The organism is Pseudovibrio ascidiaceicola (assembly GCF_900114245.1).
Taxonomy (GTDB): Bacteria; Pseudomonadota; Alphaproteobacteria; order Rhizobiales; family Stappiaceae; genus Pseudovibrio; species Pseudovibrio ascidiaceicola.
In genome coordinates, this window is the sequence record NZ_FOSK01000013.1 from 68,783 (window position 1) to 81,017 (window position 12,235).

At 49.4% G+C, this 12,235-nt stretch carries 15 protein-coding genes; 8 read left to right on the forward strand and 7 right to left on the reverse strand.

The annotated features are described in order from the left end of the window. Window positions 1–202 precede the first annotated feature (202 nt). The 4 genes from BM231_RS21320 to BM231_RS21335 all read left to right on the forward strand — a co-directional run bounded on the left by BM231_RS21320 (window position 203) and on the right by BM231_RS21335 (window position 3,783). Entirely contained in the window at window positions 203–1,738 is a 1,536-nt protein-coding gene (locus tag BM231_RS21320) for a pentapeptide repeat-containing protein (protein WP_093522660.1), read from the forward strand. Continuing rightward, window positions 1,739–2,167 (forward strand): hypothetical protein, encoded by a 429-nt coding sequence (locus tag BM231_RS21325; RefSeq protein WP_093522662.1) that lies wholly within the window; start codon window positions 1,739–1,741, stop codon window positions 2,165–2,167. Between the two features lie 90 nt (window positions 2,168–2,257). Beyond that, entirely contained in the window at window positions 2,258–2,695 is a 438-nt protein-coding gene (locus tag BM231_RS21330) for a hypothetical protein (protein WP_093522664.1), read from the forward strand. A 119-nt stretch (window positions 2,696–2,814) separates the two neighbouring features. Continuing rightward, the gene (locus BM231_RS21335; RefSeq protein WP_093522666.1) at window positions 2,815–3,783 is read left to right on the forward strand and encodes a pentapeptide repeat-containing protein; all 969 of its coding nucleotides are present in this window, start codon (window positions 2,815–2,817) and stop codon (window positions 3,781–3,783) included. Between the two features lie 5 nt (window positions 3,784–3,788). Here BM231_RS21335 and BM231_RS21340 read toward each other — a convergent pair whose 3' ends face one another. Genes BM231_RS21340 through BM231_RS21355 form a run of 4 tightly spaced genes read right to left on the reverse strand, consistent with a single transcriptional unit; the run spans window position 3,789 to window position 5,243 of the window. Then, window positions 3,789–4,307: a hypothetical protein gene (locus tag BM231_RS21340; protein WP_093522668.1), complete on the reverse strand. Its 519-nt coding sequence runs from the start codon at window positions 4,305–4,307 to the stop codon at window positions 3,789–3,791. Continuing rightward, window positions 4,304–4,798: a phage regulatory CII family protein gene (locus BM231_RS21345; RefSeq protein WP_093522670.1), complete on the reverse strand. Its 495-nt coding sequence runs from the start codon at window positions 4,796–4,798 to the stop codon at window positions 4,304–4,306. The genes BM231_RS21340 and BM231_RS21345 overlap by 4 nt, the downstream gene beginning before the upstream one ends. A gap of 6 nt (window positions 4,799–4,804) precedes the next feature. Then, entirely contained in the window at window positions 4,805–5,023 is a 219-nt protein-coding gene (locus tag BM231_RS21350) for a hypothetical protein (protein ID WP_093522672.1), read from the reverse strand. Beyond that, window positions 5,007–5,243, reverse strand: a complete 237-nt coding sequence (locus tag BM231_RS21355; RefSeq protein WP_139226386.1) for a thioredoxin domain-containing protein — start codon at window positions 5,241–5,243, stop codon at window positions 5,007–5,009. Before BM231_RS21355 ends, BM231_RS21350 begins: the two co-directional genes overlap by 17 nt. An 88-nt stretch (window positions 5,244–5,331) precedes the next feature. Between BM231_RS21355 and BM231_RS21360 the strand changes: the two genes are divergently transcribed. Beyond that, a complete protein-coding gene (locus BM231_RS21360) occupies window positions 5,332–5,646 on the forward strand; it encodes a helix-turn-helix transcriptional regulator (protein ID WP_093522676.1) in 315 nt (104 codons plus the stop codon). A gap of 101 nt (window positions 5,647–5,747) precedes the next feature. On the opposite strand, the gene BM231_RS21365 is transcribed toward BM231_RS21360, so the two are convergent. Then, a complete protein-coding gene (locus BM231_RS21365; protein WP_093522678.1) occupies window positions 5,748–6,872 on the reverse strand; it encodes a hypothetical protein in 1,125 nt (374 codons plus the stop codon). A 277-nt stretch (window positions 6,873–7,149) separates the two neighbouring features. Between BM231_RS21365 and BM231_RS21370 the strand changes: the two genes are divergently transcribed. From BM231_RS21370 to BM231_RS21380, 3 genes are read left to right on the forward strand one after another with little or no spacing between them, the layout of a single operon-like run. Next, a complete protein-coding gene (locus tag BM231_RS21370; RefSeq protein ID WP_093522680.1) occupies window positions 7,150–7,434 on the forward strand; it encodes a hypothetical protein in 285 nt (94 codons plus the stop codon). A 2-nt stretch (window positions 7,435–7,436) separates the two neighbouring features. Beyond that, window positions 7,437–8,009, forward strand: a complete 573-nt coding sequence (locus tag BM231_RS21375; RefSeq protein WP_093522682.1) for a hypothetical protein — start codon at window positions 7,437–7,439, stop codon at window positions 8,007–8,009. A gap of 8 nt (window positions 8,010–8,017) precedes the next feature. Beyond that, window positions 8,018–8,221 (forward strand): hypothetical protein, encoded by a 204-nt coding sequence (locus tag BM231_RS21380; protein WP_139226387.1) that lies wholly within the window; start codon window positions 8,018–8,020, stop codon window positions 8,219–8,221. On the opposite strand, the gene BM231_RS21385 is transcribed toward BM231_RS21380, so the two are convergent. Then, complete coding sequence (locus BM231_RS21385; protein ID WP_093522686.1) at window positions 8,218–9,510, reverse strand: DUF6538 domain-containing protein; 1,293 nt, start codon at window positions 9,508–9,510, stop codon at window positions 8,218–8,220. The genes BM231_RS21380 and BM231_RS21385 overlap by 4 nt on opposite strands. Before the next feature lie 438 nt (window positions 9,511–9,948). Then, on the reverse strand, window positions 9,949–12,069 hold the full coding sequence (locus BM231_RS21390) for a VCBS domain-containing protein (RefSeq protein ID WP_093522688.1): 2,121 nt from the start codon (window positions 12,067–12,069) through the stop codon (window positions 9,949–9,951). Between the last annotated feature and the right edge of the window lie 166 nt (window positions 12,070–12,235).

Genomic DNA, 12,235 nt, shown 5'->3' on the forward strand with positions numbered 1-12,235 from the left:
GAAACGCGGCGCATGACGTGCGCCTTGTATCGGAAGGGAGACCAATCCCCGCACGCCTTTGTGTGACGCGCTCACCAGCAAACCACCAGCTGAGCGGAATCATGGCCTGATTTGTACCTGTTGTCAACGCAGATGGAATCGCGGATAGGTGGTGCTTACAAATTAAGCGCCTTAAAGGTGTGCCGCTATCGGAGAGTTGTACATGCCCACTTTTGAAGAGATGAAAAAATACATCAGTCATGACCCTAAAAAGTGGAATGGATGGCGTACTTTTGAAAACACGAAACGCGGCTATAAACCGGAAAAAGATGGACGAATAATTTACACCTTTGAAGATGAGGTGGTTGATCTTCCTGCTGAAAGCATTGATTTGAGTTGCTGCCGGTACTTCAATGTCGACTTTGTCACCCCCCATGCCGTAGAAACGGACTTTACAGACGCAGAGTTTGATAGAAGCACATTCAAAGTTCTGACAATGCGCAGCGCCACTTTTTTTCGAAGTAAACATCACCGAACTGAGTTTACAGACAATGATTTTGAAGACGTGCTTTTCAAGAATAGTGAACTGACGAAATGTAGTTTTGAAAATGTGAAATTCGCAAAGTGCAACTTGGTGCAGTGCGAAGCTTTCGAAAGCAACTTTAGTGGTTCGGAAGCCGTGAATACAGACTTTGAAGGTTGCAGACTTCACCAAACCACTTGGTACAAAACTGTCTATGATGAGTGTAATTTCGCTAAAGCACGCTTCGGAGCAGCCCAACTCATCAACGCTAAGTTTTATCATTCTATTTTCGATGACGCTCAGTTCGCGAAAGCGACAATAACTGGTGGGCATTTCAAGTACGGCAGAGCCCTTTCTGCAAACTTTCAAGCTGCAACAATCTCTGACTGCGACTTCGTTCAAGTTGACCTCAGAGGTGCTAACTTCACGAAAGCAGAAATCGACAACGTTCACTTTGGTGGTTGTGATCTGAGAGGAGCGAACTTTGTTGGAACTGGTATCTGGGGACCGGAGCAATTGCCAGGAGCAAGGGTTGACGAGACAACGATATTCCAAGCAAGACCTCAAGATAGTTTGAAAGAGGCTCCGTCGAAAGATGAAGTAACAGAGAGCGCCATTTTCTCTGCAGACAATCCAAACGCTCTCGATCTCAGCGAAGTCAGTGCCAGTCAACCACTTAAAACAGACAAAGGAACCCTTGATCACCATCAGGTTATGAGCGTCAACACCCCTGTCTATTTTACCAAGGCAGACGGAACAGACACTCAAATTACTCTTGCTAGTATCGCGATCGCCATGCGCGGGAAGCAGAATGCTATCCCTGAAATATTTGAGAGAGTGATCAAAGCCGCAGAAAACGGCGAAGACATTCGTTTCAAAGACAAAGAAGAAGAGTGGCTTGAACTTCTTACGGCTGACTGGATTGCACCTGAAGATAAAGAAGCCTGCTTTGAAGCAATTAGAAAAGCTATGACAGAAGAGCACGCAGCTCCGTACTTCGGCAGCTTGGAATGGTTGACGCCAGAAAATCTTGAAACAATACGTGAGGGCCTGCTTTTTTGCCAAGAACTTGGAAATGGAAATGTAGTGATCGGTGCTTTTAAAGCTGGCGCTAGTGTTTTCTCTTTTGGCATCTTTCCGGTCGGACTTTACCATGTACATAAAATAATGGATGTCCTTACGAACAGGTTTGCAGCTGCAGATAGACAACGCGACAAAGAGCTGGAAGACAGCTAGATGACTGCTTTGCCCCCTGCTCCACCGAGACCTTTCCGCTCTTACCTGCCAGGACAGCTGCGTGGGTTTGGGTTTGTTTTTGCGGGTAATTTGTGGAGTTTGGGTGTCTATCTGATTTATCAGGGCAGCGCGCTGCGGGACTGGTTTCTGGCTGGGTTTCTCTGGATTGTTGGGGCGGTTATCGTTTACTGGCTGGCAACGCGGATTGAGCCCGTTTTCAGCCCGCTCAAAGCCCTGCTGGTCACCCTTTTCTTTCAGGTGCAGATGTTCGCCGCCATCGCCCTCATCCGCGTTAGCCTGGCGGATTTCGAGATTGAGGCCCTCAACCAGCTGAGCATCACCCAAATGGTTCTGGCCGTCTACATCCTCATGATCCCCATAACCCTCCTCACCGCTTTCATAAGCTGGGTGAGGCAGAGCAACGACTGAATTCTTTTCACTGGCGACAGACTGGACACACCTCCACAAACTGAGCGACAGTTGCGCCATTGAAAACACTAGGAGTTCTTGAGCAAATTGATGGTTAAAACTAGTGTGCCCCAAAGCGACCAAACCACCATCGAACCACCTCAAGTTCTGAGCAAAACTGCCCTTACAAAGAAGTACGTTGCTGTTATCGCCTTCATCATTGGTGGACGGAGTCTCTGGACACTTTATCCGAAGCTCTCTGGCCCGCTCACTGCACTTCAGTTGGTTATGATCATCGGCTGCTTGACTGCGATCGGCCTTGGTGCTTGGCTTTGGCCTAAGAAGCTCAATATCATCAACCTGCTTAGCCTGGTTATTCTGGTGAACGTTGGCTTGGCAGTCGTCGTCATAGCCTTTGGCGTTCCGCTCTTCTTCCTGACTTACTTTGAGCTCATTGATGAATGGGCCGTTGAACCCGTAACTCTGTATGGTCTGGTGATCACCAGCACTGCTGCCTATATGGTAATCAATATCTTTCGTGCGCCTTAGCATCACGCAGCAGCCCTCCAATTGTCATTGGACGACCGGCGTCCTCTGGTTGAAGACTCAGAGGCATGCAGCATAGTGTGCAAGACAGTTACTTTGTGCTGTTTTGAGAGCTGAGATTGATGGCGAAGTTTAAACTTCCTTCCCCGCAAACAACAAACTTCTGGGTCGCTTTGGGCTACGGCTTTGCGATCGCAGCCGTTTGTGCGGTTATCATTGGCGTTGGAACTTTTGCGTATCTGAGTGAAGTGAAGTGGGCTTCCTTTGAATACTGGGGCTCTAGCTCTGTCAGCGGCAGTGAAGACTTCAAAACAGTACCACGCTCGACTGTTTTTAGAGATGTAGGTGGAACAGCTCTTGCTGTAATTGGTCTCATTTTGCTGACTTGGCGTTCTATTGTCTTTCATCGGCAATTGAAGCTTAGCGAAAGAGGGCACAATGCCGAACGCTTTCAAAAGGCAGCCGAAAAGCTCGGCCACCAAAAGCCATCTGTAAGAGAGGCCGGCGTTCACTCTCTTACCCAACTGGCGATGATTGACCCCGATGAATTTTATGAAGGCACTCAAAAACTGCTTTGCACGTTCATTCGCGAGCAAAGTTGGGAGCGTTACAGAGAAGAAGAGCTCTCTAAAAGAGTGGCAGAAAAAGAAGCTATACAGCCCCTCGAAGAGACTGAAGAGCTTCCGGGGAAGTTTCACCCCTTGCATTCTGAGCTTTGGGAAGCACTTCAAAGCATAGCAATTTTGAAAACAGAGCTCGATCCAAACATGGAGAGGATTGATTTTTTGCAGGTCTCTGATGCTCTTTTTGAACATCTGAACTTTGAAAACACAGACTTCTCTCATTTCGTGTTGGAAGGAACATTGTTTCAGCATACAAACTTGGAATACTCTAAGTTTGATGATGCGAACTTGGAAAACACCAAGTTTCCAGAAGCAAATCTCGAAGGCTGTACTTTTAAGAACGCAGAAATGACGGGTGCTCGTATCGAGCCAAAATGGCAAGAGCTTTTTAGTGATGAACAACGAGCACAAATCCGTTGGATTAACGAAAACGGATTTGAAATCCCCTTCATTCCTGATCCCGCCTAACACCCTCACGCCACTGCCCTCCTTGCATTCACCAGCTCACTTGGGCGTGGTGCGCCGACCTGAGTGCAGTAGCGGTTGACAGCTCGGCAGACGACGTGGACACTGACGCCGGAGGCGGTGGCGATGCGCTCGTAGTTCCAGTGGAACTGGCAGCTGAGGCCGTAGTAGAAGCAGCCACGGCAGAAGACATCTTTTTTGCGTTTGCTGTTTGAGGTGAACAGGCGGCCCACGGGCACCTTGCAGGTTTTGGCCACGCCAGCTGCAAAGGTCTGCACCTCCTCTGGCAGTGCCTTGTACAAGCGGATTTGTGGGGTGAGATGCGCGTTCAGGCTCTGCACCGGATGCAAGGGCACTCCGTTTAGAACAGGCACGCCGGACAGGATGAGCCGCTCGGCTGTCTCTGTCTTGATCACTCCTTCAATATCGCCCTCTGAACAGCCATAGATGCCTGCGATCGCCCGTGGGCTCATGTTGTTGGCATGATGCTGCAGAATTCTGCGGCGGATTTTGGGGGACTGGATCATTTTACGCCCTCCCGCTCGATGGCCTCGCAGGTTTTATCCAGCTTGACGGCCACGCTGATCAGCTCTGCGATTTCCTTGCGCAGGTGGTGGCGCTTCACTTCATCAGCAGAGACTTTGCCGTCGTCCTTCAGGCATTCGGCCACGCGGGAGATCACATCAGAGAACTCTTTGGAGAGCTGGCCCATGTTGCCGATCCAGTCGGGCTCGGCGGCTTCTCGTGGGAGTTTGACCAGGGCGTGGCCGCTCATGCGTGCCAGGATGCGGGTGAGCACGGGATCGGCGGCCTCATGTTCCAGATCGGCAATCACGTCCACCGGCATGGCATCATGGCTTTGCTGGTTGCCATAGCGGGAGAGCTGGCACGGTGCCACACGAGTGACCATGCTGGCCGCCTCCACCCCGCCATTCAGCTTCACCAGAGCTTTGGAGTAGGCAAACAGGCGGGAATAATCAGATTCCGGCAGGGTGCGACTGGTCTGTGAGCGGGACATGCAAAACTATCCTTCAGTGTTTCGCTGACAGCGCCCAGTCAGTCTTGCAGACTGACCGTCCAAAGCAGCGGAGCCGAGCTGATGCAGGCAGAGAAATGGAATTTGGAAAAACTGGAGCGCGATGCTGAACGGCAGAACCATGAATGCCGGCGACAGATGCAAAGCGCCCTCGCTGCCTGCCGGTTCGCCCGGTGCTTTTCGGGCAAGGTCAGAGAGGAGTGTCATCGCGGCGCTCCTCTCCGTCTTCTGAAGCATGCTTCCAATTGAAAAGCGTACGCGGAACGGAAAAGCCTTGGGACGCTCCCATACTGTCCAGCGCATCAAACCAGGCCGCGGGAAAGACGCCCTTGCCTTCGGCGGCATAAATTGCGGATTGCTTGACGCCCAAAGCCGACTTAACAGCTTCGCGGCCCAGTGATTGGAGAACTTGCTTTGCATCGGTCATGACGCGTAACATTACAAATATTTTGTTATATCACAAGTACAAAATAAAAAAGCTTCCAATTTTTTTGTAATCTGGAATCTTTAAGACCATGAAAGAACCAGAAGAATCCTCGACCAAACACGTTGCCGAGCGCCTTAAATGGCTCAAGGAATACTATGACTTGAGCACAAAAGAGCTCGCGAGCAGTGTAGGCGCGAGCTACACCCAGATGGCAAACTGGGAGAATGGCACACAGCGCCTTTCCCTCAAGGGTGCACTGGCCATTAACGACACTTACGGCACCTCATTGGACTTCTTGTTCATTGGGAGAGTTGAGGCATTGCCACAGAAGATCGCGAAAGCCTGGACATCCAGACCACGCGAGAGCAGCTCTAATAAATCGAGCGATAGCCCTGTCGAATAAGCGATAATTATCAGTCTTCTCAATCTACATTCATCTCGCATAACTCAACCCTTAAAATACGGAATAAGGGCTGAGTTATAAAATGTATGCAGATAGAATATTTAGAAGCAGAGGCTATAATAATTGTCACAAAGCGCCATCCGCACATCCTGAAGAACAAGCTTATAGGTAAATGGCGTAGGAGCGTCATCCAAACTCAAATTAAACTCCTTCATTTTAAGCCCTTGAACCACAACATCATTTAAGAGCTCTGGATCTCTCTTATATTTTTTTCGAAATTGATTGTATTCGAGCTCAAGCTTCTCCGTTTTCCCAAACGTAAGCCACCAACTTACATCAGCCTTCACGTATTTTTGCAGAAGAAAATAGAAGTCTTCGCCTATATGAAAGTCATTCGCCTCCACTACGAGAGTTTCTGACTTCGCAGAGTAGGTCAGCGCAGAGGAAGTCATACCTGCAGCCGAGCGGTCAGCACCTCCAGTCAGTAGAGCTAATTCAATGTCGACTTTGGGCTGCATTGAGTTAATTAACTTTGCTAATGAAGTCAGAGATCTTGCTCGCTCAATAGAGGTCCAATCACCAATTCCAACCTCCTTAAAAATTAAAATCACCTCCCCGTCTTCATTTTCCTCATCTTCAAACTTGTAGTAGCCACCACTCACGAATTGCAACGGCATTAGGTTGTGCTTTTTTAGGTCTGAAGGGGTCTCTACCTTCACAAGCTGACTTGAGAAACTCAAATCCTCACATTTTCGGCCCAGATACTCAAATGCAGCAGAAAGACTCTTTGCACTATAGAGAAAAACATCACCATTCAGGCTCTGTATTTCCATTCCACCCTGCACCTGCTTTATGCCCTCTACGGGATAGGAGGAAGGTCTCGAAGCCTCTTCATAAGTAGATAAAACAATACTGCCACGATAGCGTTCTGCCCGTAAACTAAGGTGGCGAGCCTCCTCATCATCAACTTGAAATAGAAAGCTCATAAATTTCGGATCCCGCGCAGTTCTATGGCTATACTCCTCAAGGCCCAGAAGGGAGAAGTTATATCGAGCAACAATCCCGCTAGTGCAGGAAATAGCTAACGGCAACGGGAAGTCGGTGTGCCCCGTGGGCTCAATCACGACGGACGCCGTTGCGCGCGGAAGCGGAGGCGCAACCTCAAACGCATCCGAGTACGCAGCAGTCAAAAATAAAATCAATGAAGTTAATGCGATAGCTTTCATAAGCGCCCCTTAGAATTTAGGGGTAACTTTAGTAAATTTGCAGCATCTCGGCACAATGAAAAATATTCAACTACAAATATTTTGTATTTTGTATATTGACAATACAAAATATTTGTAATTTCATACAGAGGGCAATCGGACAACTTTTTTGGTCTGAAAACACATTTTCCGAAGTGCCTGCCATGCAGTTCCCTACGCTAGGCAGGTGACAGGCGCGGGCACTCCCTCCAACCCTTGTGCCCGTGCCACTTGTTTCATGCGCTCAGGAGATTTCTGCATGAGTTCATATCTGACAGTTGCTTCACACAACACCGGCCCACTCCTGCAACCAGGACAAGTGCCCACAAACACCACTGCTGAGCAACAAGGCCACAAGCTGCTCGACAAGATCGCCCCAAGCTTTGGCGAGATTGCGTTGAAGCGAGAAGACCTGAAACAGGTTCTGAAAGATACTCCGGAGGACAGCCCGGCAGTCGTCGCCCAGATCCGCAATTTGCAAGATTTTTACCGCGACGGCTGGCAGCTCTGCCAGGTCACTCTCAACAAGCTGGGTCGGGGGTGATCATGAAAGAGCCCACAAATCTCATTCCCCTGCCTGAGCGCTGTTACATCAACCTGACGCATCCATCTTCATCAAGGCTTACTTGGCGATCGGTCGGCATCGTTCTGGGCCGCGTGGCTGCTCTGCCGAACCTCACTGATATGTTCCTTTCTCAGGCCCAGTTCAACTTGCTGTCAGCTCGATTTACACCGCGCCCTCTCCAGCCGTTGATGATGACCTCCGGCCTACAGGTGATCTTGGCCAATCTCGCTTATGTGGAGACAGACTGCGATAGCGGCCAAACAACACTCCAGAGACCTCAAGGCGGGCTATGCGAGCTTGCCAAGGCTTTAGGTGAACTCATCCCAAGGCCAGCGAAACTTTCCAGGGCAGAGAGCAGCAAACTTGAAGAGATCCGACACGCAGCGACCATCACAGCTCTCAACCAACTCTCCCGCAGAAGCCTGACAGGCCCAACACTTCCCCTTGCGACCACCATCAAGCCTAAGAGCCCAGAAATGGCGGCTATGGACTGGGCTGAGGCGATGGAAAGCTACGTTTCCAGTCTCTCATGTGGCAGCGAAGCTGCAGCTTAGGTGAAGATGTGAGAAAGTCCGCGATCCTTATCGATGCAGATGTGAGCACAGAAGAGCTCATCAAAGCGCGTGGGATCGCGGCGACCATCGTAAAGAACTATGGTCCAGATTATCTCCCAGTCTTCAATCGTGTCCATGAACTTATTGTGGAGCGAGAGCAGCAGCAAAAGGAACTGGACCTTGCTCTGCGCTACGCACTGCCCGGTACCTAAAGCGCAATTTTCCTGATTGCCTGTAGTTTCAGCTCCAAGCTTCCGCCCGGACCATATTTGGGGCGATTGTAGGCGTGGCCCATCAACTCAACCCTGATGCGCTCATCCACCCCAGCTTCCAGCAGGTTTTCTTCAAACGCATGCCTGAGCGAGTAAACCGTATGCCGCTCGCTTTCTCGCAGGCCGTTCTCCTCCAGATATTTATTGACGGTATTGCTCCACAGATCTGAATTCAGGAAGTATCTCTTCACGCCTCCAGCATCTTTCAGTCGCTGCGCCGCCTCCAAAGACACTCCGGTCAACGGAATATCGCGGGCAGAATGCTCGGTTTTGAGTTTTCGCTGATATTCACCGCCCTGATAGGCGCGAATCTCGAAGTATGGAATCGGCCCCTCAAGCATCAGGTGCTCAGGCAGGCTGCCGATAAGTTCCGATGGGCGAACTCCGGTATTGATCATAAACAGAAAAGCATCGCGGGCTTCATCATTGAGGCCATCGAGAGCACCTTGCGCTAAAACTTCTTTGCGCATCCATTCTGGAGAAAAGGCCGCGCGAGGTGCTGTCATGGTCTTTTTAACGCGCATACCAGCAAAAGGATTATCCAGGTCCAGTTCGTGCATAAGCCCGTAGACCTGAAAGATCTGCGCAAGGTGACCAATATCTTTGTTTGCTGAGACGGAGGATTTGCCCTCATTCAACAAACGATCCACCCACCATTCACGCAGCCTCTTTGCATCATTGCGTCCCATATCAAGGATGGGCTTGTCTCCGACCAGAGCAATAAGGTTGTTGATGGCCTTCAGGCGCGGATTTCTCCATTTGCGCACCTGCTCTTCATTCATGCCGACGCGCTGGTCTTTCGTGAAGTCAAAATACTCCTCAAAAGCAAGACTAAGCCTCTTGGGAGGGATTTTGGCATTTCCCAGCAATGCTGGCACCAATGGGTCTTCTTTCGCCTCCAGAGCCCCTTCCAGCTTTATGAGGCGATCAATGAGGTCTCGCGGATTGCTGGAGATAAGATCTTCCATAGGCGCGTAATTGAAGCCGCTGGCATACGCCAGCTCCCGTAGCGCACCAGCAAGCGCATCTGCATCCTCAACATTACCGGCCTTGAGAGCTTCCCAATAAGAAATGAGCTGTGCCTCGATCGGTCCGGCTTTGGTAAGCGCAATCTCATGACTGTCTGTATGGAGAGCTATCGTGACCCGGGAACGCGGATCAAACTTCTGGTACCTCTTGGGCACCCTTTTGACGAAATAATATCTGCCACGATCACACGCAACTCCCATCACGACACCCTAAATGTTACGGGATTTGTTACGGGATTTGTTACGGGATTGCCGAATCGCCGTCAAACACGCAAACGCACTATTTTTATAAGCGCTTGATATATAAGAGGTATTTAGATTTTTGGAGAGAAAAAGTGGCGATCCCTGCAGGATTCGCAAAATCTAGGGTTTCTGCGGGTTTCAGCGAATGTTAGGGGCAAATTTGCCAAAATTGCGCCTTTGAAAACTCTAGCGAATTTGAGGCCGATCCCTAACAGATTTTGCGTGCCGATTGTCTCTGTAATCTGATCGCAGAGCGCCTAACCTACAGCACTCATTCTGATGAGGTAGACTGTCCGCCAGAGTACTTAGCAACTTAAAATTACTATGTTCATCAGCAACAAAAAACCCCGGCGAAATGAACCGCCGAGGTAGATTTTTGAGGTTCACACCGAAGACTTAAACGAAGGAAAAATCATCCTGATGCAAGTCGGAAAGAGTGACACCCTCAAGAGTAATCGACGTGTCTTCGTCAATTGTGATTACCGTATTCGCACTAACTTGCTGAGCTACAGCAAGCACTGCATCAAAATCAGTAAAGATAGATGCTGCAAACTCAATTATGTCAGAAGCTCCGTCCCCAGCAGCAAAGTCTTTGATAACATTGTGGCCGGTTTGTCCTCCTGCAAAAACAAACATATCATTGCCCTCACCGCCAGTGAGAGTATCGTCGCCGGCTCCGCCAATAATGGTATCTTCACCACCATTACCGTAGATCACATCTGCACCGTCGCCAGCTTGAAGAGTTTCAGCAGCGGCGCTACCAATGAGTTCAAGAGCTGGCATGTCAAAGGTCTCTAATACTGACGAGCCTTCTGGTTCATATACAGTGCCATCTGCACCGACATAATTGCCTTCTGAATTGGGTGTGTAGACATAGGCCGAGCCAGAATTCTCTCCCCTGTCGTCATCCAAATAAGCGGTAACGATGATAGTACCGTCGCTCGTGATGGACACCGCTCGTCCAAAAGAGTCTCCTTCTTGTCCGTCAATGGCGGAGAGTACAAAGCGTGTGTAACCGCCCTCATCGTCTGGTACGTGCACAAAAGCTTTACCAGTATTGGAGCTATCATGTGGGACGCCTGAGACAATTACCCCATCTGCATTCATGTCAAGAGAAGCACCTCCACTTAAACTAGATATGGTATAGTTTCCCTCACCATCTGGCTCATAAACATAGATTCTTGAGAGGCCTCCCACAACAATAGTCCCGTCGGCAGCAACCGCAACATTCCGCCCAAACAAGCTGTCAGGTGCAGGTCTGTTAATCACCATCTCGCTGTAATTACCTTGCCCGTCCGGTGTGAAAATGGAAACAGAAGTACCGTTGCGTACAGAGATTATACCTTCTTCATTAATGTGAACGCCTCCATTCCCGCTGCTCGCATATCCAGAAACTGGGATGTTGAGTTCGTCATACCCACCTTGTCCGTCAGGTGTGAAGACATAAATCCGGTCATATGATCCTTCAAATGCGGTAGCAACGATTACCCCATCATCATTGATGACAAGATTTCGTCCGAGCCAATCATTAGTGAAACCACTAGAAGCAATCAGTTTAGTCTCATCATAGCCACCTTCTTCGGTTGGAGTGTAGACATAGACTGATCCGGAGTTTTGGCCCTTATCGTCATCTAAATAAGCACTTACCGCAATAACACCATGATTATTAATCACCGTGGTGATGCCAAAGTTGTCTGACTTGGCTCCGTCTGAGGCAGTGATTTTGGTCTCAGATAGCCCGCCTTCGCCGTCCGGCGTATAAACGTAGACTGAGCCAGATGACGCACCCCTATCATCATCTGAATCTGCTCCAACAACAATTACACCATGATCGTTGATCTGGGCAGAAATACCAAAAGAGTCTCTGCGAGCACCGTCTGATGCCCAAATTTTCTGAGGAGCAATTAATACTTCACTTTCTCCATTAATAGTCACTGTCACGGTTTCAGTAGAGCTCTCTCCAGCTGCATCTGTCACTGTATAGGTAAAGGTATCTGTCGCAGTCTCACCGGCTTCGAGGTGATCAAACTTCCCATTTGGATCATATGAGAAAGTGCCATCCGCATTTACTATCACGCTGCCAATCGTGCCGGACGTATCTACTGTAAAGCTGTGAGTATCGTTGTTGTCTGGGTCGGTAAAATCAGGGAGTATGACTATCGAAGTGCTCTCATCAGTCTCAACTGCCACTGCAGCAGCTATGGGGCCGTCATTATGCCCGGTAATAGTTATCGTGACCGTTGATGTAGAGCTTTCACCTGCAGCATCTGTCACCGTGTATGAGAACGTATCAGTCGCCGTCTCGCCAGCAGCGAGGTAATCAAACGCAGTTCCTGGATCATAGTGGAACGTATCATCACTGACCACAGTGCCAGAACCAGTCATTTCGTCTGTGTTTAGGGCTAGGGTATGAGTATCGCTGAGATCAGAGTCCTGAAAAATGACTCGAATTGAAGTTACCCCGTTCTCATCGGTATTGACTAAGACGGGAGAGGAAACTGGTGTGCTGTTTGGCATTGAAATTACTCCAAAAAATGCATTCGCATTTTAGGAGTGGAACGCTTGCGCAAAACTTGAGGTTGTACCCTTAGACTTGCCTAGTAGACAAAAACAGCAAGTGCCTAGGCGTTTAATACGCAAAATGGCGCTGCGATAGCAAAGTGGTTAAACTACCCACCACCTA